Annotated in this window: 19 protein-coding genes and 1 pseudogene; 13 read left to right on the top strand and 7 right to left on the bottom strand. The window is 60.7% G+C overall.

Annotated elements, in window-relative coordinates; translation table 11 throughout:
* The first annotated feature begins 35 nt into the window (after window positions 1-35).
* Window positions 36-5126 (top strand): DEAD/DEAH box helicase family protein, encoded by a 5091-nt coding sequence (locus QE435_RS24485; RefSeq protein ID WP_349043113.1) that lies wholly within the window; start codon window positions 36-38, stop codon window positions 5124-5126.
* 165 nt (window positions 5127-5291) lie between these two features.
* On the opposite strand, the gene QE435_RS24480 is transcribed toward QE435_RS24485, so the two are convergent.
* Window positions 5292-5552 carry a hypothetical protein gene (locus tag QE435_RS24480; RefSeq protein ID WP_349043112.1) on the bottom strand — a complete coding sequence of 87 codons (261 nt, stop codon included), beginning with the start codon at window positions 5550-5552 and terminating at the stop codon, window positions 5292-5294.
* Window positions 5553-5836: 284 nt separating this feature from the next.
* Here QE435_RS24480 and QE435_RS24475 point away from each other — a divergent pair, with 284 nt between their 5' ends.
* From QE435_RS24475 to QE435_RS24440, 8 genes and pseudogenes are all read left to right on the top strand, one after another.
* Entirely contained in the window at window positions 5837-6154 is a 318-nt protein-coding gene (locus tag QE435_RS24475; RefSeq protein WP_349043111.1) for a hypothetical protein, read from the top strand.
* 332 nt (window positions 6155-6486) lie between these two features.
* Complete coding sequence (locus tag QE435_RS24470) at window positions 6487-8247, top strand: ParB N-terminal domain-containing protein (protein ID WP_349043110.1); 1761 nt, start codon at window positions 6487-6489, stop codon at window positions 8245-8247.
* Window positions 8244-9137 carry a hypothetical protein gene (locus QE435_RS24465; protein WP_349043109.1) on the top strand — a complete coding sequence of 298 codons (894 nt, stop codon included), beginning with the start codon at window positions 8244-8246 and terminating at the stop codon, window positions 9135-9137. Before QE435_RS24470 ends, QE435_RS24465 begins: the two co-directional genes overlap by 4 nt.
* Window positions 9134-9397: a hypothetical protein gene (locus QE435_RS24460; RefSeq protein ID WP_349043108.1), complete on the top strand. Its 264-nt coding sequence runs from the start codon at window positions 9134-9136 to the stop codon at window positions 9395-9397. The genes QE435_RS24465 and QE435_RS24460 overlap by 4 nt, the downstream gene beginning before the upstream one ends.
* A gap of 439 nt (window positions 9398-9836) precedes the next feature.
* A complete protein-coding gene (locus QE435_RS24455; protein WP_349043107.1) occupies window positions 9837-10424 on the top strand; it encodes a hypothetical protein in 588 nt (195 codons plus the stop codon).
* A gap of 272 nt (window positions 10425-10696) precedes the next feature.
* Window positions 10697-11645: pseudogene (locus tag QE435_RS24450) on the top strand (zincin-like metallopeptidase domain-containing protein).
* A 572-nt stretch (window positions 11646-12217) separates the two neighbouring features.
* On the top strand, window positions 12218-12526 hold the full coding sequence (locus QE435_RS24445) for a DUF736 domain-containing protein (protein ID WP_349043208.1): 309 nt from the start codon (window positions 12218-12220) through the stop codon (window positions 12524-12526).
* 317 nt (window positions 12527-12843) lie between these two features.
* On the top strand, window positions 12844-13014 hold the full coding sequence (locus tag QE435_RS24440) for a hypothetical protein (protein WP_349043106.1): 171 nt from the start codon (window positions 12844-12846) through the stop codon (window positions 13012-13014).
* Window positions 13015-13096: 82 nt separating this feature from the next.
* Here QE435_RS24440 and QE435_RS24435 read toward each other — a convergent pair whose 3' ends face one another.
* The 5 genes from QE435_RS24435 to traC all read right to left on the bottom strand — a co-directional run bounded on the left by QE435_RS24435 (window position 13097) and on the right by traC (window position 16704).
* Window positions 13097-13375, bottom strand: a complete 279-nt coding sequence (locus QE435_RS24435) for an HU family DNA-binding protein (protein WP_349043105.1) — start codon at window positions 13373-13375, stop codon at window positions 13097-13099.
* Window positions 13376-13502: 127 nt separating this feature from the next.
* On the bottom strand, window positions 13503-13724 hold the full coding sequence (locus tag QE435_RS24430) for a WGR domain-containing protein (protein ID WP_349043104.1): 222 nt from the start codon (window positions 13722-13724) through the stop codon (window positions 13503-13505).
* Between the two features lie 503 nt (window positions 13725-14227).
* Window positions 14228-16201 carry a Ti-type conjugative transfer system protein TraG gene (gene traG, locus QE435_RS24425; protein ID WP_349043103.1) on the bottom strand — a complete coding sequence of 658 codons (1974 nt, stop codon included), beginning with the start codon at window positions 16199-16201 and terminating at the stop codon, window positions 14228-14230.
* On the bottom strand, window positions 16188-16403 hold the full coding sequence (locus tag QE435_RS24420) for a type IV conjugative transfer system coupling protein TraD (RefSeq protein WP_349043102.1): 216 nt from the start codon (window positions 16401-16403) through the stop codon (window positions 16188-16190). Before QE435_RS24420 ends, traG begins: the two co-directional genes overlap by 14 nt.
* Window positions 16404-16407: 4 nt before the next feature.
* Window positions 16408-16704 carry a conjugal transfer protein TraC gene (gene traC, locus QE435_RS24415; RefSeq protein ID WP_349043101.1) on the bottom strand — a complete coding sequence of 99 codons (297 nt, stop codon included), beginning with the start codon at window positions 16702-16704 and terminating at the stop codon, window positions 16408-16410.
* A 250-nt stretch (window positions 16705-16954) separates the two neighbouring features.
* Here traC and traA point away from each other — a divergent pair, with 250 nt between their 5' ends.
* The 4 genes from traA to QE435_RS24395 are packed head-to-tail and all read left to right on the top strand — an operon-like array spanning window position 16955 to window position 22624.
* Window positions 16955-20257 (top strand): Ti-type conjugative transfer relaxase TraA, encoded by a 3303-nt coding sequence (gene traA / locus QE435_RS24410; protein WP_349043207.1) that lies wholly within the window; start codon window positions 16955-16957, stop codon window positions 20255-20257.
* Complete coding sequence (gene traF / locus QE435_RS24405; RefSeq protein ID WP_349043100.1) at window positions 20254-20784, top strand: conjugative transfer signal peptidase TraF; 531 nt, start codon at window positions 20254-20256, stop codon at window positions 20782-20784. Before traA ends, traF begins: the two co-directional genes overlap by 4 nt.
* Entirely contained in the window at window positions 20705-21997 is a 1293-nt protein-coding gene (locus QE435_RS24400) for a conjugal transfer protein TraB (protein ID WP_349043099.1), read from the top strand. The genes traF and QE435_RS24400 overlap by 80 nt, the downstream gene beginning before the upstream one ends.
* Window positions 21998-22009: 12 nt before the next feature.
* Complete coding sequence (locus tag QE435_RS24395) at window positions 22010-22624, top strand: TraH family protein (RefSeq protein WP_349043098.1); 615 nt, start codon at window positions 22010-22012, stop codon at window positions 22622-22624.
* Between the two features lie 90 nt (window positions 22625-22714).
* Here QE435_RS24395 and traR read toward each other — a convergent pair whose 3' ends face one another.
* The gene (traR, locus tag QE435_RS24390; protein WP_349043097.1) at window positions 22715-23419 is read right to left on the bottom strand and encodes a transcriptional regulator TraR; all 705 of its coding nucleotides are present in this window, start codon (window positions 23417-23419) and stop codon (window positions 22715-22717) included.
* Between the last annotated feature and the right edge of the window lie 357 nt (window positions 23420-23776).

Below are 23776 nucleotides of genomic sequence, written 5' to 3'. Positions count from 1 at the left end.
ACCGATGACGCACGCCTTCACAAGGAGAATTTATCATGAGCAACGATCACTTCACGCTCGACATGTTCGGCAACACCGCGCTGTCGTCCGGCCTTGGGCTCGGCGTCACCGCCTTCGGCAGCTTCTCGCCTGACGCCGCCAATGACGACGATCCGGATCCCATGCCGCCGGCGCCAGCGCCTGCTCTGCCAGTTACAGCTGCACCTGCCCGGCACGCCGGCCTTCGGGCAAACTTCTACCTCGAGGGTGGCCGTGCTTTACCTTCGTCCTGGAAGGATCGTGCCCGTGCCAATGTTGCGGCGATCCTTGTTGCCAATGACATCTCCAGCCAGGACCGGCCGGCGACGCCCAAGGAGCAGGCGCAGCTGATCCGTTTCACCGGTTTTGGCGCCGGCGAGCTCGCCAACGGCATGTTCCGCCGCCCGGGCGAGGTCGATTTTCGGCAGGGCTGGGACGACCTCGGCTCGTCACTTGAGACTGCGGTCTCTGAAGCCGACTATGCGTCGCTCGCCCGCAGCACACAGTATGCGCATTTCACGCCGGAGTTCATCATCCGGGCGATCTGGGCGGGCATCCAGAGGCTTGGCTGGCGCGGCGGCCGCGTCCTGGAACCTGGCATCGGCACGGGCCTGTTCCCGGCGCTGATGCCGGAAGCCTATCGTGACGCAGCCTATGTGACCGGGATCGAGCTCGATCCGGTCACCGCCCGTATCGCCCGTCTGCTGCAGCCGAAGGCGCGGATCATCAATGGGGACTTTGCCCGCACAGATCTGGCGCCGATCTACGATCTCGCCATCGGGAACCCACCCTTTTCCGATCGAACCGTCCGCTCGGACCGTGCCTACCGGTCGCTCGGTCTTCGTCTGCACGACTATTTCATCGCGCGGTCGATCGATCTCCTAAAGCCCGGCGCGATCGCCGCTTTCGTCACCTCACATGGCACGATGGACAAGCCCGATACGACGGCGCGGGAGCATTTCGCCAAGTCGGCCGATCTGATCGCGGCCATTCGTCTGCCCGAGGGCAGCTTTCGCCGCGACGCCGGCACAAATGTCGTCGTCGACATCCTGTTCTTCCGCAAGCGGAAGGCGGGTGAGCCCGAAGGCGACCAGACCTGGCTCGACGTTGAGGAGGTTTGCCCGGCGACGGATGGCGAGGGCGCGATCCGCGTCAACAGGTGGTTCGCCCGGCACCCTGACTTCGTGCTTGGCGCCCATGCGTTGACCTCCGGACCGTTCGGCGAGGCCTATACATGCCTGCCGCGCGCTGGAGAGGGTCTCGAAGCCGCCCTTGCCGCCGCGATCGATCTGTTGCCGAGTGATCTCTACGACGGCGAGCCGACGCCCATCGATATCGATCTGGAGGACGAACTCGGGGAGATCGTTGATCTGCAGCCGAGAGACAGCGCTATCCGCGAAGGCAGCTTCTTCCTCGACCGGTCGAAGGGCCTGATGCAGATGCTCGATGGCGCGGCCGTGTCGGTCAACGTGCGGAAGGGTCGCTCCGGTGACGGAGTTTCCGACAAGCATATCCGGATCATCTCGAAGCTGATCCCGATCCGTGACGCCGTGCGCGAGGTGCTGAAGGCGCAGGAAACGGACCGGCCCTGGCGTGACCTTCAGGTTCGGTTGCGGATTGCCTGGTCCAGTTTCGTCCGCGACTTCGGCCCCATCAACCATACCACCGTCTCCATCCAGGAGGATGCGGAGACGGGCGAGCTCAAGGAGACCCATCGCCAGCCGAATCTCGCACCCTTCCGCGACGATCCCGATTGCTGGCTGGTCGCGTCGATCGAGGATTACGATCTGGAGACCGACACGGCGAGGCCGGGTCCGATTTTTTCCGAACGTGTGATTGCGCCGCCGGCGGCGCCGAAGATCACGTCGCCGGCAGATGCGCTCGCCGTCGTGCTGAATGAGCGTGGTCATGTCGATATCGACCACATCGCGGAGCTGCTCCACAGCAATCCTGCGACCGTGCTCGACGAACTCGGCGACGAGGTGTTCCGCGACCCGGCCGACGGATCCTGGCAGACGGCCGATGCCTATCTCTCCGGGCCCGTCCGCACCAAGCTCGTCGCAGCACAAGCGGCAGCCGAACTCGATCCGGCTTTTGGGCGGAATGTCCGCGCCTTGATTAATGTCCAGCCTGCCGATCTCCGGCCCTCCGACATCACCGCGCGTCTCGGCGCCCCCTGGATTCCGGCCGCCGATGTCGTGGCCTTCGTAAAAGAAAGGATGCAAGTCGATATCCGCATCCACCATATGCCGGAACTCGGCTCCTGGACGGTCGAGGCCCGACAGCTCGGTTACAGCGCCGCCGGCACGTCTGAATGGGGCACCAGCCGGCGCCATGCCGGGGAATTGCTCGCGGATGCGTTGAATAGCCGGGTCCCGCAGATCTTCGATACCTTCAAAGATGCCGATGGCGAGCGGCGTGTGCTCAACGTCGTCGACACCGAAGCCGCTCGCGACAAGCTGCAGAAGATCAAGCAAGCCTTCCAGGACTGGGTCTGGACCGATCCCGATCGTACCGACCGGCTGGCCCGTGATTACAATGATCGTTTCAACAACATCGCGCCACGCAAATTCGACGGTTCCCATCTCAAACTTCCCGGCGCCTCTGGCGCCTTTACTTTGTATGGCCACCAGAAGCGCGGCATCTGGCGGATCATCGCCGATGGCTCGACCTACCTCGCCCACGCCGTTGGCGCCGGCAAGACGATGACCATGGCAGCCGCCATCATGGAACAGCGCCGGCTCGGTCTGATCGCCAAGGCTATGCTTGTCGTTCCCGGCCATTGCCTCGCGCAGGCGGCCCGTGAGTTTCTGGCGCTCTATCCGAACGCCCGCATTCTGGTCGCTGACGAGACCAACTTCACCAAGGACAAGCGCGCTCGCTTCCTGTCGCGCGCGGCGACCGCGACGTGGGATGCGATCATCATCACCCATTCGGCGTTTCGTTTCATCGCCGTGCCCTCGACCTTCGAACAACAGATGATTCAGGACGAATTGCAGCTCTACGAGGATCTGCTCACCAAAGTCGATAGCGAGGACCGCGTCTCACGAAAGCGTCTCGAGCGGTTGAAGGAAGGATTGCAGGAGCGGCTAGAAGGTCTCGCCACCCGCAAGGACGACCTTTTGACGATCTCGGAGATTGGTGTCGACCAGATCGTCGTCGATGAGGCGCAGGAATTCCGAAAACTGTCCTTCGCCACCAACATGTCGACGCTGAAGGGTATCGATCCCAACGGTTCGCAACGCGCTTGGGATCTCTATGTGAAGTCTCGCTATATCGAGACGAAGAATCCCGGCCGGGCGCTGGTGCTGGCTTCCGGCACGCCGATCACCAACACGCTCGGCGAGATGTTCTCGATCCAGCGCCTGCTTGGGTCTGAGGATCTTTACGAGCGCGGCCTGCACGAGTTCGATGCCTGGGCATCCTGCTTCGGCGACACGACGACCGAGCTCGAAATCCAGCCATCCGGCAAATACAAGCCGGTCAGCCGCTTTGCCTCCTTCGTCAACGTGCCCGAGCTGATCGCCATGTTCCGGTCGTTCGCCGACGTCGTCATGCCGGAGGATCTCCGGCAGTATGTGAAGGTGCCCAACATCTCGACCGGGCGGCGGCAGATCCTGACGGCCAAGCCGACCGCCCTGTTTAAGACCTATCAGCAGACGCTCGACGCCCGGATAAAGGCGATCGAACAGCGCGAGGGGCCGGCCAAGCCCGGCGACGATATTCTGCTTTCGGTCATCACCGATGGGCGTCACGCGGCCATCGATCTTCGCTTCGTCATGCTGGGGATCGAGAATGAGGAAGACAACAAGCTCAATCTTCTCATCCGCAATGCCTACAGGATCTGGCAGGAGACTGGTGAGGCCATCTATCGACGCCCGGATGGCAAAGAGTTCGAGCTGCCGGGCGCCGCCCAGATGATCTTTTCCGATCTCGGCACCATCAATGTCGAGAAAACGCGCGGCTTCTCGGCCTATCGCTTCATCCGCGACGAACTGGTCCGGCTCGGCGTGCCGGCGTCCCAAATCGCCTTTATGCAAGACTACAAGAAGACCGAGGCTAAGCAGCGGCTGTTCGGCGATGTCCGCGCAGGCAAGGTGCGTTTTCTCATCGGTTCGTCGGAAACCATGGGCACCGGCGTCAACGCGCAACTTCGTCTCAAGGCCCTCCACCATCTCGATGTGCCATGGCTTCCCGCACAGATCGAGCAGCGAGAGGGACGGATCGTCCGCCAGGGCAATCAGCACGACGAGGTCGATATCTTCGCCTATGCCACTGAGGGCTCGCTCGACGCGTCCATGTGGCAGAACAACGAGCGCAAGGCGAGGTTCATCGCCGCCGCCCTCTCTGGCGATACCTCGATCCGCCGCCTGGAAGATATCGGCGAGGGCGCTGCCAGCCAGTTCGCGATGGCCAAGGCCATTGCGTCAGGTGACGAACGGCTGATGCAGAAGGCTGGGCTGGAAGCCGATATTGCTCGGCTCGAACGCTTGCGGGCCGCCCACGAAGACGATCAATATGCCGTCCGTCGGCAGATGCGCGATGCCGAGCGTGAGATGGAGGTCTCGACGAGGCGTATCGCCGAGATCGGTCAGGATATCGTGCGGCTTAAGTCGACAGGCGGCGATGCCTTTACGATGGTGGTTCTTGGACAAGATTATACCGAGCGCAAGGAGGCGGGCCGCGCGCTGATGAAGGAGATCCTCACACTTCTGCAATTGCAGAAGCAAGGCGAGGTGCATCTGGCAACGATCGGCGGCTTCGATCTGGTCTATGAGGGCGAGCGCTTCGGCAAGGGCGATGGCTATCGTTACGAGACGCTGCTCCAGCGTACCGGCGCCGATTACGAGATCGATCTGGCGATCACAGTGACGCCGCTCGGCGCCATCTCGCGGCTGGAGCATGCTCTCAGCGGCTTCGATGAGGAACAGCACCAGTATCGTCGGCGGCTTGGAGACGCCGAGCGGCGATTGGTGTCCTACCGTTCCCGAGACGGAGGGGCTTTCGCCTTCGCAGACGACCTCAAGGAAAAGCGGCTGAAGCTGCGCGAAATCGAGGCCCAGCTGGCGGAGGATCTGGCCGACGAGACCAACGCAGCGGCTGCATAGCTGTGTTGCACAATAAATGTTTTCCATCTGGTCAAAATTCGGGCATAACGCCTTCAGCTGATGCACATGACGATCACCTCCCAGTTCCGTCGCAGCAGCTGTTCCCCTCTGGAGGTTATAGATCTCCATACTTCATGGGCCGCGGTTTTCCGCAGGCCCATTTTTTTATTCATCGTTCGCCTCGTACGATGATTCCGAAGGATTTATGCCGGAGAGGCTATTGCGCGGGTCCCGCCTCTCGGCAGATCGAAGCGCAATTATAGCAAGGTACCGTTCGCGCATGGTCCTCATATCGATTTCTCCCCCGATCCATTCCTCGAGCAACGTTAGGAAGGCCAGATCGGTGTCGATCGGCACGCCACGCGTTGTTGCCCGATCGATCGCCCGCTGCGCGATGGCTCTCTGGGTCTCGGGTGTTGTGCTCATGTTGTTTCACCTTCTGATAAGCGGCGAGATCTATCAGGCGGCAAGTTGAATCACGACTTGAAATTGCCCTTCGTCAATAATATCTGAGCATCACTTCCGATTGGACGATGTCCTGTTCGCTGCAATCGCCGCGGCGTTTGACATTGTCCCGGGATACAGAAGAAGGCGCTCCCCTTACGGGTCGAGCGCCTTTTTTGTCTCCGATGCGACCGCAAATGCGGTGCTGCACCTTGACCGTGCCACCTTTGCGAATGAGATCTGCACTAAAAAAATCGTGGGAACACATGCCATTTTTTCTCGTGACGCAGACATCGCTGGTCGAAGCTCAAGATGAGCAGGAGGCCGCTCAAATTGGCGTCGACCGCCTCCGCTCCGGAGGACAGGTCACCGTCGCGGTGAAATCGGATGAGACGACAATCACGCACTTCGTTGTCGCCGCAGTGGTCGAACAGCCTCTGCCGGTCTCGCCATCCGAGGCCGCCGATCCACCGCCTGCTGCTGTTGCTACCGCCGAAGCCGGTCCTGCTGCACCGGAAAGCAGGAAGCTGATCTTGAAGCGTATGCTCGCAGATGGTCTCGCCCTTCTCGGGCGCCGAACCTAGTCACATCCTCAAGTTATGGCTGCCGCAGCAGTCTCGTCTTCGAGCGCCGGCTCGAATTGAGAAATAAGGGTTGAGAAAAGAAAAGCAGGGAGCAAGAACCGGTCGCAGATCGGTCCTCCTGCCGGCGCTATCGCTCAACCGCCGCCTGCGTCATCCCGGCCGCCTGTCCTTCGCAGGGCTGTTAACCCCGCTCGTCCCGAGCAGCAGGGATGCTCGGCCGCAGTTGCGGCAGTCCGGCCGCTCCGCGGCCCGGGAGGTGTCTTCGAAGAAAATGAAGACAGGAAGGGCTGGCAAGGCGCCAGTTCGGACCCCTCCAGACAAGGACAAATCCCATGCAGATCATGAAGGTTGACCCGCGCGCCCTCAAGGAAAACCCGGACAGGATGCGCCAGACAAAGTCGTCGCCGCAGGCCGATGCGTTGATGCTGGCGACAATCAAGGCCGTCGGCATCGTCCAGCCGCCGGTGGTCGCACCGGAAACAGATGGCGGAAACGGCTACATCATCGACGCGGGCCATCGCCGTGTTCGACTCGCCATCGCTGCTGGCCTGGACGAAATCGACATTCTCGTCGCAGATTCCGCCAACGATAACGGCGCAATGCGTTCCATGGTCGAGAACTCGGTTCGCGAGCCGCTTAACCCGGTTGACCAGTGGCGCGGCATCGAACGTCTGGTCGCTCTGGGATGGACCGAGGAAGCGATCGCCGTCGCTCTTGCTCTTCCCGTCCGCCAGATCCGAAAGCTTCGACTGCTCGCTAACGCCCTGCCAGCGATGCTCGAACAGATGGCGCTGGGCGACATGCCGTCCGAGCAGCAACTGCGGATTATCGCCGCCGCCGGCCAGGTCGACCAGAAGGAGGTCTGGAAGGCGCACAAGCCGAAGAAGGGCGACACGGCTCCGTGGTGGCAGATCGCCAATGCCCTGACCAAAAAGCGCATGTATGCCAGGGACGCGAGCTTCGGCGACGATCTGGCTCAGGCCTACGGGATCGAGTGGGTCGAAGACCTCTTCGCACCCGCCGATCAGGATGGCCGCTACACGACGAATGTCGAGGGCTTTCTTGGCGCCCAGCATGAATGGATGACCAGCAACCTGCCGAAGCGCGGCGCAATCGTCGAGGTCAACAGCTGGGGCCAGCCGGAGCTGCCGAAGAAGGCCTCCCAGGTCTATGGCAAGCCGTCGAAATCCGATCACACGGCGCTCTACCTGGATCGCGATGGCAAGGTGCAGACCGTGCATTATCGTATGCCCGAGGCGCCAAAGCCGAAGGGCGCTGCTGACGACGGATCCTCCGCGGGCAGTAATAGCGATGCGGTCGGCTCGCCGAAAATTCGGCCCGATGTGACCCAGAAGGGCCATGACATGATCGGCGATTTCCGCACCGACGCCCTGCATGATGCGCTCGGCCGCGCGCCGATCGAGGATGACATGCTGATGGCGCTGATGGTGCTGGCTTTCGCTGGGCAGAATGTCCGGGTCGACTCCGGTGCAGATGGGACGTTCTACGGTGGCAAGCGCTTCTCGCGCCATGCCGTCAGGCTGTTCGACGAGCATGGCAAGCTCGCCTTCGATCATGACACGCTTCGGGTCGCCGTTCGCTCGGTCCTGATCGACGTTCTGTCCTGCCGCCGGGGCATGTCGAATAGCGGCGTGGTGTCCCGTATTGCAGGCGAGGCAATCGGCGCCGACGAATACCTGCCGAACATGGGTTCGGAGGATTTCCTCTTATGCCTGTCGCGCCAGGCGTTGGAAGCATCGTGCGCTGAGGCATCCGTGCAGCCACGGTCGAAGGTCCGAGAAACCCGTGCGGCGTTGGTCGAGCATTTCGCGAGCGAACACTTCGTGCATCCCGCCGGCCGCTTTGCGCCACCGGCCGTCGAACTGCTCGACTGGATCCGCGCAGGTGCTGCCACTGCCACGGATATCATCGGCTCCGGTGGGCACGAGGATGACGACGGTCATGATAAAAACCTCGGTGAGGAGCAGGAAGGTCACGCCGGCGAAAAACGGGATCACGACGATCCGCAGGACGTCGATGTCGGCTCCGAGGGCGAGCATGATCAGGATTTCGATCAGAGGGCGGCAGCATGACCGCCGCCCTCCAGTCGAACAGGGCAGCACCCACCCCCGATTTCTCGGGGGTGGAGTTTGCCATCAGCGCGGACGGCTTGCCCGTCGCCCGCATCGATGACCTTGTCCTTGCCATGGTCACGGCGCCGAGCGGCTTTGCGTTCCTTGCGAGCGCAGTCTCCGTTCGCCGGCCGCTCTCCGAGCTGACCTGCGCTGACTTCATCGGACATGATGGCCGGGTGGCGGATGAGGCCGAATTCCGCGCGCGTGTTGCCGAGACTGCCGGACATAAGCGTGATCTGGCGAAGCTCAACCGCGTACGAACCCGCATGTCGGCGAGCACACCCTGGGGCACATCGCAAATGGTGGTCATCTATGCGGATGGTGTCATCGCCCATAGCACGGCTGGACACGGTGGGTTTCATCTCTCTGCCGATCGCAACGGCAAAGTCCATCCGCTGCTGCGGAAGGACACCCCATGGTACGAAGAGGACAGCGAATGGGCGATTGTGGCGCTCAGCTTTCCGGATCTGTTCACCGGCTATGAGCGATCCCTGGCCGAAAAGACCATTCGCAATACCTGGCCGGATGTCTGGGAGGCAATCCACGGCTGCGAGCTGGCCGAGGGCGAAAGCTGGACAAAGGATCAACGGGCGTTCGATCAACTTCATGCAAAGGACCATATCGTCACATCGGCAATCTTCTCCGATCAGAACCCCGGTATGACAGAGGTCGTGGCGGCCGTCGGCGGTAATCGAAAATCAAACGGCGACGAGCGTCGGTTCCTTGTGCCGAGTAACGAGTATGCACAGCGTGGCCGGTTCGGCTTCGTCATCGATCCCGGCCGGCATGCCGAATATCATGGGCCGTCTTCCTTCATCGGTTGGCGAGGCCGAGGGAGTGGGACATGATCAACGTCCGCGCTTCAGAACCGCTGGCAAATGCAATCATCGCCCGGCGAGAGATCCAGCGGCATCTGGAATGTCTCGCCCGGCAGATTGCGGCGCGCGCCGGACGGCAGGCGATCACGGCAAAGGTCCGGAGCCGGGCACGACGTCGATCCGGTCACCGCCTCTATCATCAGGAGCTTGCCGATCGCCTGACTTTCGAACGGTGGCGCGAACTTGACGCGGTCACTTGGAGGCTGTGTTCAGGAGCAGATCATCGATGAATACAAGCGTAGCGATGATGCGCCTGGTTTGCCCATCGCGGGATAGGCGGGCCACAGGAATGGGTTGCGGGGTGGCTTTGCACCACGATGCGGCTCTGAGTCTGCAAGGGTCGCGGGCGTGGCCATATCGCCCTCCGATCGCTTGTACCTGATATCGGACCCGTGCCGGACTGCCCTTCTTGTTCGCTGCGGTCTGAACCGGCGGCCGGGCGTTTCAAGGCCGCTGTCGCGCCGCGTGGCGGCCGACCCAGCCTCACTGCGCAAGGGCAGGCCCGCGGTCCCAAGCAGGTCAAAACCTGCTGGCCCGCAAACCTGTCCTGCTGGCTCAGCCGGATCGGACCTGTGAAGCCGTCCGTCCTTTGCCGGTTCCTGGTCGTCCGCATCGAAGGGCAGACCGGCACGGGCCGGAACCGCTTCGGCAGCCACGGAAGGAACAGATATGGCCAAGCCCGCAACCACCAACCGCTCCAACGCACGGGTCTCGCAGCTCCGCAAAGGCGCGACCCTCGAAATGGTCCGCCTCTCGTGCCCCGATGAGGCCCAAGCTCTCAAGATCGCTGAAAGCTTCGGCACCACTGTCGTCGACAGCGATGGCATCCGCAGCCTGCATGAACGGCTGATCGTCGAGACCGCCGACAGCCTCTCCGAAGGGTTGGGCGAGAGAGCCATGCAGATCCACCTGCAGCGCATCGTCGGAGCCTTCGTCGGATCGGCGCACGGCGCCGGGCAATTCTACTCCCGCGCCGTCACAGAGGCGCGCGACGCGACCGCCAAGGCATCAAACGACGCCCGCGACGAGGATCTCGACGGTCCGGTCGGCTACGACAGCGCCGCCCAGCGCAAACGGGAATTCGCGGCCGACATGGGCATCCAGTCCCACGCGCTGCGGATGGCAGCCGAGGGCGCGGTGGCAGCCTATGAACAGGTCGTCGGCGAGACCTGGAAGCCATTCGACCGGCCGGTCGAAAACCCGGGTGCATCCCTCGACCGCAAAGCGACCGAAGTTCAGATGGCTGCATTCGGATGACACATTCGGCGGGTCGCACCCCGCCTTCTCTTTCTGACCGAGGGCCGGCGCCTGCAGCGCCGGCTTTTCTTATGGCGAAGAGGAATACTGGCACACCCCGATCGCGATCCGTCCCGCTCGGCGGTCCTGCAGGAGCCGGGTGCCCATGCAACGGCTTCGCCGTCCTCCACGCTGTTGCGGCCTTCGGTGCCTGGTCACACCATCGGCCCCTGACTTCGGACTTCCGTGACGGATCGCGATCGGCGCGGCCTTACGAAAAGGAGAGAGAAGTCATGGCAAAGAAATCAAAATTGGATCGTGCGGACATCTACACGCGGATCACCGATCGGATCGTTGAGGATCTTGAAAAGTGGTGTCCGTCCGTGGATGAAGCCGTGGAGCGTAGCCAACACCAATGGCCGCATCTCGCGGCCGCTGCGCCACAACAGTCTGCCCTATTCAGGCATGAACGTGCTTCTCCTATGGTCCGAACAGATGTCGCGTGGTTTCGCCTCATCGATGTGGATGACGTTCAAGCAGGCGCTTGAATTGGGAGGAGCTGTGCGCAAGGGAGAAACCGGCTCGACCGTCGTCTTCGCCAGCCGCTTCACCAAGTCGGAAGCGGACGGAAACGGTAACGAGGTCGATCGGGAGATCCCCTTCCTCAAGGCCTATTCGGTGTTTAACGTCGAGCAGATCGACGGCCTGCCCGACGGCTATTACGCGCCGCCGGCAAAGGTTCTTGATCCAATCAAGCGGATTGACAGCGCCGACCGCTTCTTCCGCAATACCGGCGCGGTCATTCGGCACGGCGGCAATCAAGCCTACTATTCCCCGGTCACGGATCATATCCAGATGCCACCGTTCGAGGCGTTTCGCGATGCTGCCGGATACGCGGCCGTCCTCAGCCATGAGACAACCCACTGGACTGCGGCGGAGCATCGCGTGGGACGTGACCTGTCGCGCTACGCCAAGGACAGGACCGAGCGGGCCCGGGAAGAACTCATTGCCGAACTTGGCAGTTGCTTCCTCTGCGCCGATCTCGGTATCGCACCGGAGCTTGAGCCGCGGCCGGATCACGCCGCCTATCTGCAGTCGTGGTTATCGGTGCTGGCCAATGACAGGCGGGCGATCTTTCAGGCGGCAGCCCATGCACAACGCGCCGTGAGCTTCCTTCATTCCTTGCAGCCGGAAGCGGAGATGCAGGCTGCGGCGCGTGGTCCCCATCATGTTGGTCCTTAAGACCTTGCGCAATGTCAGCAGCCAGCCCACTTCGGATCAACGGTCTTGAAGTGTCGAGTTTGGGTTTGCAGGACGTTTTGCGTTCGGCGATGTATGGCTTGGTCTGTTGACGCATTGATCCTCCAGGCAGCGATCCGAGAACGCACGATATCGCGCCGGGCGCAGTCAGCAAACAGGCCGGTGTTGGCAGGAACGCTTGTCGCCTGACGAAGCAGACGATGAGAGCTGTCCCGGCTACGTTGCACGGGATGCCATTCGTACCAGAGCGAATGCGGCGGAACGCCATCGTCATATCCCTTCCCGTCAGAGTTTCCGGCAACCCATCTGCGGGCTCGATGAGGCATGTCTGACCGGAGACCGGCTGCGCCTCGATCGTCTTCCCGCAACGGCCACTGCCACTTTTCTTACCCCTGACGGCTGCGCCGCCATTCCTCTCCCACTAACAAACGTGGCAGTTGCCGCCCTCCACTGTGTTCCGGCCTTATCAGGTGCGGTCCGATCGTCACCGGTCTTTGCGACAGCCATCGAGGCCGCGATGGGCGCGGCCCGAAGACCAGAAAAGGAATATGACAATGGCAACCATCGGCACCTTCACCTCCAACGAATACGGCTTCACCGGCTCCATTCGCACACTCGCGCTCAACGTCAAGGCCCGCATCGCCCGGATCGAGAACCCCTCCGACAAGGGCCCGCAGTTCCGCGTCTACGCCGGTAGCGTCGAGCTAGGCGCGGCTTGGCAGAAGACCTCGGAGCAAGGTCGCGACTACCTCTCGGTCAAGCTCGACGATCCCAGCTTCCCCGCTCCGATCTACGCAACGCTCGCCGAGGTCGAAGGCGAAGAAGGCCTCCAGCTCATCTGGTCCCGGCCGAACCGGGATTGATTGAGATCACGAGGCTCCGCCGCCGGCGGAGCCTTTTCCTCTGACCGAAGTATCAAAGCCGGACCCGGCATCGAGCCAGGCCCGGCTTTTTTGGTGCCATACGGAGAGGAGGAAAACCTGCTCAGTATCCGGTGATGATGCCGGCGGGACTGCCGTCGTCAAGGATGAGCGGTGCCCCCAATTTCGTGTTGGCACCAGAGCCGCCAACACGAAATCGGCTCCCCCACTCCCCAGCGTTGCCGGTCGCTCTCGCGATCCCTGACATCGTCATTCCCTGGCCGGCGCCGCTGGTCGTCTTTCACATAGGAGATCAGACGATGACCAACGAACTCGAACGCCAAATCGAAGAACTTCTTGCCGAACTGCGTAACGCTGTCGATCCTTACGAGCGCCGCCAGATCGAAGCCGAGCTTGATTTCGCACAGGCAGAACTCGCGCTAGCGATTGCCGAGATGGAGGGCCGCGTCGACACGGAGCCACCGTTCTGACCGGCGGCCTTCATCGGGTTCCGGTCAAACCGGACCTGACCCGGACCGCCCAGCCTGCCAGGGCGGGGCTCCATGTCGGTGATCACTTGTTCAGTGCATCCTTGACCGCCTTGGCTGGCGCGAATGTCATCTTATTGGAAGCCGCGATTTTCATCGCTTCTCCAGTTGCAGGATTACGCCCCTCGCGTTCAGGCGACGCCTTCACTTTGAATTTTCCGAAGCCAGGGATCGAAGTTTCTGTGCCAGCCGCTGCTGCGTCGGTGATGGCCTGAAAGACAGCTTCGACGATCGCCTTGCCCTGAATCTTGGTCAGGTCATTGTCGGCGGCGATCTTGTCAGCGATTTCGTTGGCAGTGGTCATGAAATTTCCTCGAGAAAATGGACGATATAGCATCCGTGTCAGCTTCCGTGGTGGTTGTCATCGGCGCCGATCGCCGCATCGCTCAGATTGACTGGCTTTCCACAACTCGTTTGGGCTTGTAGCCTCGCTAGCGTTTCTCTCGCAGGAGATTGAGGAACAGAGTGACAGCATCGTGTTCGTTGTCGAAAAGATGGACGATCTGCTGCCCGCGTGTCCCGATCCTCCCCCAAGCGCGCACAAGTGACACTTCTCCAAACAGTGTGGGCTGGACGGCGAGCGCGTAAAACCGTGCCATGTTCTTTTCAGGGGCGATACGTTCGACATAAAGGTGATAGGGCTGCGCGATCATGAAAACAGAATCGCGCCAACCGAATCCGACGTCCAATGAGAGTTTTGAATCGGATCGGGCTCATCGATTCATGACATTGATCCGTGGGTACCGTTTCAACCACACCAACTGCGACGCGATCGCTCCTACCGCCGGGCCAAAGCGTCGGTCATGAGTATGTTGTCGACAGATCGATCCGCGCGATCGGCCCTAAGCTGGCCAAAGCGTTCCTCATCTTTGGTCGCACTCCGTAGCACCGGCGGTCCCAGTTGACGATTTCGAGCAGACGCGGCTTTGCGCCCATGCAGCACTGAGTTCACGTTTACATTTCGGAGGGCTCGGCTCTGGCCTGTCGGCGGCCCGGATAATTGCACCTCGAAACCAGAATGGCTCGCCATCGACCACGAAAGTTAGCCTTCGCCCGTTTCCGCAAAGCGCGAATGTCTCAGTCGATTGCTGAGTTCATCCCGCCTATGTGAGCCCGTAGCGTGCAAGGATGAAGATGGTGGCAAAGGCCATCAGAGCTACCAATCCTTGATCTCCTCAATGCCGATCGTGTCCGTCTCACCGGCCTGGGGCTGTTTGATGGAAGACCTGTGAAACCGGTTCTCACCGACGCAAGTCTTCATGTCCTCGCGACGGAACCACACGGCGCGCCCGCATCGAAGGGGTGCATTTCCCGCGGTGAAGACGATCTGTTCGTCGGCGCGCATGCGCAGAACCTCATGCGGAAGGATCAAGGGCCGGCGGTTGAGTTGCTTCGACCGTGATCTCGACGAACCCTTCATTCCGGACGAACGATTTGTTTGGTCGACCTCCACCGTGGTGTCGCCGCATCGTTTCGATATGTAGTCGGCGGTGTCAGGATCGTTGATCGCAGAGAACGAAATCCAGGACGCGGATTCGAACCATTTGCTCGTCGCATCCCGCCCGCCATAAGCCTCGCGCATCTGGCCGAGCGACTGGAAGATCATCGTCAGGGTGATGCCGTATTTGCGGCCTGCGTCGCGAGCGGTTTCGAGAATGCGCAGATACCCGAGACGGGCAACCTCGTCGAGGAGGAAAAGGGTGCGCCCCTTCACGTCGCCGTTGCGATTATAGATGGCGTTCAGCAAAGATCCGATGAGAACGCGCGCGAACCCTGGATGGGCCTCCAGCACTTTCAGATCAAGCGCTATGAAAATGTCAGTCTTGCCGTCGGCGAGATCATCCGTCGAAAAACTGTCGCCGGAGACCAGAGCGGCATAGTTGGGATAGGATAGCCAGTGCGTTTCCTTGACAGCATTGGCATAGACGCCGGAAAACGTCTCCGGCGTCATGTTGACGAAGACGGCAACGTTCTCCTTCACGAAGTCGCACGCGGACCCTTCGTAGATTTTGGTCAGGCGTGCCCGAAGTTGCGGCTCGGGCTCAGAGAGATTGGTACGGACACGCCTCAGTGTCTGGTATTTTGCGTTCGTATGTCCAGACAGGCAGACGTCGGCGATAAGCGCCGTCAGCAGTTGCATGGCCGATGCCCTGAAGAAGTCGTCACGGGCTGAGGTGGTGCGGGCATTGTCGGTCATGATCCACGTGGCGACTGCGACAATATCCTCTTCCTTGGTATTGCCATGACGACCAATCCAGTCTAGCGCGTTGAAACCGACACCCGACGCCGTGGGATCAAGCACGATCACCTTGCGGCCAGCCTTGCGTCGATGCTCCACGACCATCGGTGCGACCTCGCTCGACGGATCGAGCACAACGAGACCGCCGCCCCATTTGAGCGCAGTCGGGATCGTCACCGATGTTGTCTTGAAACCGCCCGAGCCGGCAAACACGATACCGTGCGACGAGCCGAAGGAACCGTCGAAGCAGAGCAGTGGCGCCCTGCCACCGCCGCCCCAGCTTTGTTTGTCATCGGACCGAAACGGCAGCGCGGCAACACTATCTCGATCAACACGATATCGCTCGCCGATGACGATGCCGCCGTGCTCCGGAAACAGCTTTCCGGCCTCCTGCATCCTCATCCAGTCGGCCTCGCCATGGACCGCGCGCCGACCCCCGATCCGCTTCGGCGTTGCCATCGCAAAGGCGTTCTCCTTGATCGCAACCCGTGTAGCGAAGAGGCCTCCGATGAAGCAGACGCCAGACCCAATCATCGTTGCGGGATCGGCATAGGCGAGAACCGATTGTCCGGCTGGCACGTTGCCAGCAATCCCGGCCAGGCGGATCGTCTCGCGTATCACGGCGATGATGATGACTGCAGCGTTTCCAGCCAGCACGCTCAAGCCGGCAGCCTTGATATTGGCCGAACCATTGGCCGCGAAGAGCGCGACGACGCCGATGGCGGCCGCGGCTATATAGGGCAGGGCAAGCCCTACACGGCCCAGCATCAGCTTCGCTTGCGCCGATGTTCCGAGCGCTGCCAGCCGATGTTCAAAACCTGACATCAGAGCCATCGCAGCGATCATGATTGCTGCGGGCAGGATTGCCAGAAGCAGCCTATTCGCCGTCACTGCTAAAGGCCTCCGCACCGATTGCCGCTAGTCGAGCCTTCTCCGTCTCGTCGCCCCTGATCCGCTTGCTCGCGTCGATCAGCAGGCCGAGCAACAGGGAACGTTTCTCGTACCGCAGTCCGGCCTTGACGATCAGACCGCCGAGTTCGATCTTTTCGCGCGTGTCCTTTTTGCGCGCTTCTGTCGTCGTTAATTTCGCCATCCGATCAAGCCTCATCAGTCCCGCCCGCATCCGCGCCAAGCGACTGCGCCGTGAACGACCCACTTGCGGCTCGGCCGTCCCCGACGTCCTTCTTCCCCGACGCGCTACCTTCGCCTCCGCGAAACCGTTTGGCAGTCTCCTCGAAGGCCGCCTGAAGCTCGGCTTCGTCGATCTCGATCTCCCCAAGGCCGGCCTTTAGCGCGACACGTCCGATGCGTTCGGCTTCACGGGTCTCGGCCTGCTTGAGTTGATCCTGCAATCTGGCGATTTCTTCCCTAATCTTCGATGACGGCTTCTTCATTCCGGTTGCTCCTTTGATGTCTGGGCGTTGCTCTTGCGACGCTCAGATTCTTCCGGATGGCCCCAGAATGACATCTGCAGATCTGCAGATCGCCAAGGGCGATGCTTTTGTGAATGATCCCGCCGTTCCGAAGGAATGGCTCCAAGGGCGCAATTATACGTCGCGATGCGACGTGTTGCTCTTCGGCCCCGTGGGCCGCGCTCTACCGCCAATCTCAACGAGCTTGGACTTAACCGGAGCGCTCTTCGCCGTGGCCATCGCCCATTTCTCAGCTAGCATCGTCAGCCGGGGCTCTGGCCGCAGCGTCGTGCTGTCTGCGGCCTATCGGCACTGTGCGAAGATGGAATACGAGCGAGAAGCCCGCGCCATCGACTACACGCATAAGCATGGGCTGCTGTACGAGGAGTTTGTAATCCCAGCCGGTGCCCCGACGTGGGTGCGTTCGTTGATTGCAGACCGGACGGTTTCCGGAGCGTCGGAAGCGTTTTGGAACAGGGTAGAAGCTTTCGAGAAGCGTGCCGATGCGCAGCTCGCTCGTGACCTGACGATTGCCCTGCCGCTCGAACTGTCGGCGGAGCAGAACATCGCCTTGGTCCGGGATTTTGTTGAGAAACACGTCCTCGCCAAGGGCATGGTGGCGGACTGGGTTTATCACGACAATCCTGGCAACCCGCATATCCATCTGATGACCACCCTGCGACCTTTGACGCAGGACGGGTTCGGGTCGAAAAAGATCGCCGTTATTGGCGACGACGGTCAGCCGGTACGAACGAAGTCCGGTAAGATCCTCTACGAACTCTGGGCCGGGTCGACGGATGATTTCAACGTGCTGCGGGATGGGTGGTTCGAGCGACAAAACCATCATTTGGCGCTTGCCGGGATCGATCTTCACATCGACGGGCGTTCTTACGAAAAGCAAGGTATCGCTCTTGAGCCCACCATTCATCTCGGCGTCGGGGCAAAGGCGATCGAGCGCAAGGGCGAGCGACAGGGTGTTCGGCCAGAGCTTGAACGGGTCGAGCTGAACGAGCAGCGACGCACGGAAAATTCCCGCCGCATCTTGAAGGATCCTGCCATTGTGCTCGACCTGATCACGCGTGAGAAGAGTGTCTTCGACGAGCGAGACATCGCCAAGGTCTTGCATCGCTACATCGACGACCCCGCTGTCTTCCAGCAACTAATGATCCGGATCATCCGGGACCCGGAAGTGTTGCGGCTGCAGCGCGACACGATCGATTTTATAACGGCTGAGAAACTGCCAGCGCGCTACTCGACCCGAGCGATGATCCGGCTTGAGGCCACGATGGCGCGCCAAGCCATGTGGCTATCAGGTGAGCAGATGCATACCGTCTCCAAAGCTGTATTGGCTGCAACGTTCCGGCGGCATGAGCGGCTGTCCGCCGAGCAGAAAGGAGCGATCGAGCGCATCGCAGGACCTGCTCGCATCGCTGCCGTCGTCGGCCGCGCCGGGGCCGGTAAGACCACGATGATGAAGGCGGCTCGCGAGGCCTGGGAACTGGCCGGATATCGCGTCGTTGGCGGCGCGCTCGCAGGCAAGGCAGCTGAGGGGCTGGAGAAGGAAGCCGGCATCCATAGCCGCACGCTTGCGTCGTGGGAGCTGCGCTGGAGACGCGGACGTGACGTCCTGGACGACAAGATGGTCTTCGTCATTGACGAGGCCGGCATGGTGGCCTCGAAGCGGATGGCCGGGTTCGTCGATGCCGTTGTAAGGACGGGTGCGAAGATCGTGCTGATCGGCGATCCCGAACAGCTTCAGCCGATCGAAGCGGGTGCTGCGTTCCGCTCCATCGTTGACCGCATTGGCTATGCCGAGCTCGAAACCATCTATCGCCAGCGCGACGACTGGATGCGAGTGGCCTCGCTCGATCTTGCGCGCGGAAATGTCGAGCAAGCCCTTGCTGCGTATCAACGTGAGGGCAGGGTCCTTGGCTCGCACCTGAAGGCCGAAGCCGTCGCGAGATTGATCGCCGACTGGAATCAGGACTACGATCAGACCAAGACCACGCTGATCCTCGCCCATCTGCGCCGCGACGTGCGCATGCTCAATGTCATGGCTCGCGAGAAGCTGGTGGAACGTGGCATTGTCGGTGAAGGTCATCTGTTCCGGACCGCTGACGGCGAACGGCGCTTCGACGTTGGCGACCAGATCGTCTTCCTGAAGAACGAGGGATCGCTCGGCCTCAAGAATGGCATGATTGGTCATGTCATAGAGGCCGCAGCAAACCACATCGTTGCTGTGGTCGGTGAGGGGGAACATCGGCGGCATGTCGTGGTCGAGCAGCGGTTCTACAATAACCTTGACCACGGCTACGCGACGACGATCCACAAGTCCCAGGGCGCCACCGTCGACAGGGTCAAAGTGCTCGCCTCGCTGTCTCTAGATCGGCATCTGACCTACGTGGCGATGACCCGCCATCGCGAGGATCTGCAGCTCTACTACGGGATGAGATCCTTCTCCTTCAATGGGGGCCTAGCCAAGATTCTATCCCGAAGGAATGCCAAGGAGACGACGCTCGATTACGAGCGGGGCCAACTCTATCGTGAGGCACTACGCTTTGCCGAAACGCGTGGTCTGCACATTGTCCAGGTCGCTGGCACGCTTGTTCGTGACCGGCTTGACTGGACGCTGCGCCAGAAGGCGACCCTTGTCGATCTTGGCCGACGTCTTGCTGCGGTTGCCGCGCGCCTCGGCATCATCCAATCCCCAATCACTCATACCATGAAGGAGGCCGCGCCCATGGTTACAGGCATCAAGACATTTTCCGCCTCTGTTGCCGATGCAGTCAGTGACAAGCTTAGCGAGGATCCGGCCCTGAGACGGCAATGGGAAGAAGTCTGGGCACGTTTTGCTTACGTCTTCGCCGATCCTGAAACCGCCTTCCGGTCGATGAACTTCGCTGCTGTCCTGGCAGACAAGGAGATGGCAAAGCAGGTCCTCCAGAAACTCGACGCGGAGCCGGCATCGATCGGCACGCTGAAGGGCAAGACCGGCATTCTGGCGCGTAAGGCAGAGCGGGAGGAGCGTCGCATTGCGGAGATCAATGTCCCGGCCTTGAAGCGTGATCTTGAGCAATATCTTCGGATGCGAATGACCGCCACAATGCGGCGCCAGGCGGACGAGCAGGCCCTGCGTCAGCGGGTCTCGATCGACATTCCAGCGCTGTCGCCGGCAGCGCGTGTTGTGCTGGAGCGGGTTCGTGACGCCATCGACCGCAACGATCTGCCGGCGGCGATGGCCTATGCGCTCAGTAATCGTGAGACCAAGCTTGAAATCGACGGATTCAACAAAGCCGTCACCGAGCGGTTCGGAGAACGAACGCTGTTGAGCAACGCGGCGCGCGAGCCTTCCGGCGCGCTATACGAAAAACTCTCCGAGGGTATGAATCCGGAGCAGAAGGAGCATCTAAAACAAGCCTGGCCGGTGATGCAGACAGCGCAACAGCTCGCCGCCCATGAGCGCACCGTCCAGCCGCTTAGGCAAGCCGAGGAACAGCGTCTATCCCAGCGCCAGACGCCGGTGCTGAAGCAATGAGGCAGAGGGGAATTCTTTTATTTCTGGCGGGTTCGGCCGTCGTCATGTCCGCACTGGCGGCGACGGCGTTCGCAGGTGGCTATCGTCTCAACCTGACCCCCAGCGAGCCGCTCGGCCTCTGGCGCATCGAAGAGCTTCAGCGTCCGGTCTCTGTCGGCGATCTGGTGTTTTTATGCCCACCAACAACAGCCGTTTTCGAAGAGGCGCAGCGGCGCGGATACCTCCGGCGAGGGCTTTGCACCGGTGGACTTGCGCCGCTGATCAAGACCGTCGCAGCACTACCCGGCCAGTATATCGAAATCTCTTATCACGTGCTCATCGATGGTCGCCTGGTTCCCGCATCGTCTGTGTGGCGCACGGACGGCGAGGGCAGGGCGATCAACCCCGATCCCGGCGGTGTCGTGCCGCCGCACCATCTGTTTCTTCACTCACCGTTTGCGAGTTCTTATGACAGCAGATATTTTGGCCCGGTTCCGGATTCCGGTCTTCTTGGCCTGGCGTGGCCGGTGCTTACCTTCGATCCCTGATCGGAGTGGCAACCATGTGCCTCATCGCTGGAGATCCATCCTCCTGATCATCGCGTCCATTGCCTGTGGGTGGATCGGCTGGAGTGGCGAGGTGCTTTTTCTCCCGATCGCCGTGGTCTTTCCCTTGCTCTGGGCGAAGGCACCGTCACGCACGGTTGCGGCGCTTGTGGCGGCCGGGTATTTCCTAGCGGCCTCCCGAGGGTTGCCGCAGGGTGTGGCGAACTTCTATGCCGCCAGTCTTTGGCCCGGTCTGGCGCTTTGGGTGATGGCTTCCTTATCCTTCGTCATCGTCCATGCCGTGTTATGGACGAAACCTTGTGGAGACACCTCCGGAAAGAGAGCGCAGGACACGGGGACAGCGTTGCGCTATCTCCTCGCCATGGCGCTCACAGGGCTGCCGCCGTTTGGCATCACGGGCTGGGCCCATCCTCTGACGGCTGCCGGCGTATTGTTTTCCGGCTTGGGCTGGTGGGGTTTGGGCGCGACCTCAATCCTGTTGGTTCTTTTGACCGGCCGGAAATGGCAGCTTGCGGTGGGAGTCCTTGTGGGCCTTCACGTCTGGTCTGCCACAAACTGGACGCCCCCGAAACAAACACCCGGCTGGATGGCCGTCGATCTGAAACAGGGGGCAAACCTGGGGCGAGATAGCTCGCTTCAGTATCACCGAGAGCTAATCGCGTCTGTGCGCAAAGCTGCGGAGGCAGGCGAGAATGTGGGTGTAGTGGTCCTGCCCGAAAGTGCGCTTGGGTTCTGGACGCCGACCGCAGCGCGTGTCTGGCAGGAAGATCTCCATGGCTCGGACATCACTGTCATCGCAGGTGCTGCCGTGATCGACTCACGGGGCTATGACAACGTGATGGTGGTGATCTCGGACCATGCTGAAGAAGTCCCATATCGTCAACGCATGCCGGTCCCGGGTTCGATGTGGCAGCCTTGGCTGCAATTGACCGGGGAGGGCGGTGACGCGCGACCCGACTTCTTCGGCAATCCGGTGGTCAAGGTGGACGGAGTGAGGGTCGCGCCACTGATTTGTTACGAGCAGCTCATTCTTTGGCCGGTCCTGCAATCGATGCTGCACGCGCCTCAAGTGATCGTTGCCGTTGGCAATGGCTGGTGGACCGAAAACACCTCGATCGTCGCTACCCAGAAGGCGACCGTTACAGCCTGGGCAAGCCTCTTCAGCCTCCCCGTCGTTATGGTCTTCAACACATAGGGAGTCCCTAGAATGTTCGATGCCGTCCTGATCCAGCAATGCGCCGATCCTTCTCTGAAGCCAGCAATCGTTGAACAGTTCATCGCCAAGGCTGGATCGCAAGATCCGCTGGCTGTCACCGTGCGCTATGGAAACAGGGTACTCCTCGTGCCGAAGCCGATAACGCCGGAAGAGGCGTTGGCTCTGATCCGTGACAACCTCGGTCGCAACACCGTTCGCGTCGGTATCACCCAATATCCGGCTGGCCTTGGCCTCCTCGAAGCCGGGGAGTTGAAGCCGGATATGGTTGAGCCCTGTAAGAATATCCGCATGGGAACGGCGCTGTTCGCCAGGGTCTTTCGCATCGTCATGAAGTGGTATGGCAATCCGACGGAGAGGGAAGTCATGCCACAGGTCATGGACGATGCAGTGCTCGCCTGGCAAACCGGATATTTCGAAGGTGAGGCGGTGTTCCGTGTAGAAGATCAGCGCCAGAAGAAAAGCGACCGGGTTCAAACCTTCGATCTAAATGAAGCGTTAGGAGGGACTGGCTCAACAAAAGATGGCGGTGGGACCGACTCAGAAGCGTCGGAAAATAATAGGGCAGAGATCAGGATTGATCTCTCTGGAATCGGACGGGTGCCATGAAAGGCGGTCGACTTCTTTAGCGGACACTGTCGAAATCGCCCTGAGAACGTCGGGAACTTTTGGCCGAGGCGTCGGCAACTGTCATTCTGTCTAGATGAGGCCCGAGCGGATCGCTAGTGCCACTAAGTGAGGCATCGTATGGATATTTAAGCGCTTTCGCGTTTCTTCAAGCTTGCTCTTCACAGAGTTGTATTTAACGCTCTCCAGGTCGGCCGCCTCTCCCATTGTCTTGCCAACCGAGATCCAGTTGATGTACGCGGCCTCCCTCGGGTCCAGCCACGGTTGCGATTGCGCATCCGGGGTATGCGGCAGTAACGACATTCGAGCGTGTAATTGTCCAACGGCCGCTGCGGCCGCAATAGGATCAATATCGCGTCCTTGTTCAATCGTGGCCTTATCTGACGCGAGCGTAAAAACAGAAGTCGATCCGTAGGCTGCTTTGACTGGAATGGTGATCCCCGAACGGATCCCAAAATCCATTGCTCGATTAAGAAACGTTCGTCCCCCGTTGGAGGCCCGCCGCATTTCTTCTTCCGCACTCCAGGTAAACGCACGTTTCAACGTTTTTGCGCGCTTAACGATCGGGTCGATCGTCTGGAATTTTTGTTGGAAATACATCGATCGCCATTCGAGGGGATAATTCGAGGAGGCTACTGCCTGACCGGGACGGATGTGAAGATAGGCATAATTGCAGAATCCAGCCTGGTGAGCGAGCTTTGTCAAAGCCTCTCTAAAAACGTTCTCGTCGCCCCGAAGGTCGGAGATATCGAAAACTTTATCCAGCCACTCTTGCATTAGTTTGTTCCGTTCAGCTGGTCAGCGACATCTGGCCACAGACTGCTCCCTGCACGCGAAGATATACAGAAACCGCGTCGTAGCGAATTGGAGATCTAACCCTAACGGTAAAGGTAATTTACAAAGGCGGTATCCACTCAACCCCCCGGCTTCAATGGTTGTCGAAATTGATTAGAGATGCGACGCTGACCTGTTAGAAACGCGAAACTTGCTCCGTCAATCAACCTTCGACCGCACCGGCCGGGCTGGTTGCAAGGGTAGGGAGGGGCGGGTGCTATTAACACCACTCCGGCTTCAGCCTTCAGAGTCGACACGACTGCTTTGCGCCAATAGCTGCCGTAGAATGTAGTTCGGTTG

It is taken from the genome of Agrobacterium sp. SORGH_AS 787 (genome assembly GCF_030819035.1).
GTDB lineage: Bacteria > Pseudomonadota > Alphaproteobacteria > Rhizobiales > Rhizobiaceae > Agrobacterium > Agrobacterium larrymoorei_B.
The sequence above is the reverse complement of the archived record's forward strand: the minus strand, read 5'-3'. Positions and strand labels throughout refer to the sequence as shown.

Bases quoted from the DNA above. Each gene is read 5' to 3' on its own strand.
- QE435_RS24485 (WP_349043113.1), top strand. From the start codon at position 36: ATGAGCAACGATCACTTCACGCTCGACATGTTCGGCAACACCGCGCTG.
- QE435_RS24480 (WP_349043112.1), bottom strand. From the start codon at position 5,552: ATGAGCACAACACCCGAGACCCAGAGAGCCATCGCGCAGCGGGCGATC.
- QE435_RS24475 (WP_349043111.1), top strand. From the start codon at position 5,837: ATGCCATTTTTTCTCGTGACGCAGACATCGCTGGTCGAAGCTCAAGAT.
- QE435_RS24470 (WP_349043110.1), top strand. From the start codon at position 6,487: ATGCAGATCATGAAGGTTGACCCGCGCGCCCTCAAGGAAAACCCGGAC.
- QE435_RS24465 (WP_349043109.1), top strand. From the start codon at position 8,244: ATGACCGCCGCCCTCCAGTCGAACAGGGCAGCACCCACCCCCGATTTC.
- QE435_RS24460 (WP_349043108.1), top strand. From the start codon at position 9,134: ATGATCAACGTCCGCGCTTCAGAACCGCTGGCAAATGCAATCATCGCC.
- QE435_RS24455 (WP_349043107.1), top strand. From the start codon at position 9,837: ATGGCCAAGCCCGCAACCACCAACCGCTCCAACGCACGGGTCTCGCAG.
- QE435_RS24445 (WP_349043208.1), top strand. From the start codon at position 12,218: ATGGCAACCATCGGCACCTTCACCTCCAACGAATACGGCTTCACCGGC.
- QE435_RS24440 (WP_349043106.1), top strand. From the start codon at position 12,844: ATGACCAACGAACTCGAACGCCAAATCGAAGAACTTCTTGCCGAACTG.
- QE435_RS24435 (WP_349043105.1), bottom strand. From the start codon at position 13,375: ATGACCACTGCCAACGAAATCGCTGACAAGATCGCCGCCGACAATGAC.
- QE435_RS24430 (WP_349043104.1), bottom strand. From the start codon at position 13,724: ATGATCGCGCAGCCCTATCACCTTTATGTCGAACGTATCGCCCCTGAA.
- QE435_RS24420 (WP_349043102.1), bottom strand. From the start codon at position 16,403: ATGGCGAAATTAACGACGACAGAAGCGCGCAAAAAGGACACGCGCGAA.
- traC (WP_349043101.1), bottom strand. From the start codon at position 16,704: ATGAAGAAGCCGTCATCGAAGATTAGGGAAGAAATCGCCAGATTGCAG.
- traF (WP_349043100.1), top strand. From the start codon at position 20,254: ATGAGGCAGAGGGGAATTCTTTTATTTCTGGCGGGTTCGGCCGTCGTC.
- QE435_RS24400 (WP_349043099.1), top strand. From the start codon at position 20,705: ATGACAGCAGATATTTTGGCCCGGTTCCGGATTCCGGTCTTCTTGGCC.
- QE435_RS24395 (WP_349043098.1), top strand. From the start codon at position 22,010: ATGTTCGATGCCGTCCTGATCCAGCAATGCGCCGATCCTTCTCTGAAG.
- traR (WP_349043097.1), bottom strand. From the start codon at position 23,419: ATGCAAGAGTGGCTGGATAAAGTTTTCGATATCTCCGACCTTCGGGGC.